Source organism: Mesorhizobium sp. M0074 (assembly GCF_040322975.1).
Classification (GTDB): Bacteria; Pseudomonadota; Alphaproteobacteria; order Rhizobiales; family Rhizobiaceae; genus Mesorhizobium.
This window is the reverse complement of record NZ_JAMYUM010000095.1, coordinates 1-639: the sequence shown is the minus strand read 5'-3', so window position 1 is coordinate 639 and position 639 is coordinate 1. Positions and strand designations below refer to the sequence as shown.

At 60.3% G+C, this 639-nt stretch carries 1 protein-coding gene; it reads left to right on the top strand.

Going from position 1 to position 639, the window contains the following annotated elements; translation table 11 throughout:
* Positions 1 to 639, top strand: a 639-nt coding sequence (locus NKJ73_RS34120) for an AMP-binding protein (RefSeq protein WP_352572784.1), incomplete at both ends; no start/stop codon positions are given.

Sequence of the window (639 nt, the reverse complement as noted above, 5' to 3'; positions counted from 1 at the left end):
ACGACCCCGACCCGCGCGCGCTGGGGCTCACCCCCCGCCATCTCGCCTACATCATCTACACCTCGGGCTCCACCGGGACGCCCAAAGGGGCACAGAATGAGCATCGGGCTATTATCAATCGCCTGATCTGGATGCAAAAAGCCTACGCTCTCAATGCGACTGATGTCGTCTTGCAGAAGACCCCGTTTGGCTTCGACGTCTCGGCCTGGGAATTCTTCTGGACGTTGCTTGAAGGGGCGACCCTGGTGCTGGCGCCTCCGGCTGCACACAAAGACCCCGACGCGCTGGTAGAGCTGATAATCAGCCAACGCATCACCACCGCACACTTTGTACCATCCATGCTGGTCAGCTTTATGGACACGCAGGGTGTCGATCGCTGCACATCGCTGCAGCGTCTCATATGCAGTGGCGAGGCGCTTGCTGCCGCCAGTGTGCACAAGGTTAGGCGCCTATTGCCTTGGACTGGCCTGCACAATCTATATGGTCCCACGGAAGCAGCTATCGACGTGACGACCTGGACTTGCCCCGATGACTTTGACGGGTCAGTTGTCCCGATTGGCCGTCCGATCGCCAACACGCGGATCTATCTTCTGGACGGTCATGGTGGGCCGGTGCCGTTCGGGGCGGTGGGCGAGCTTT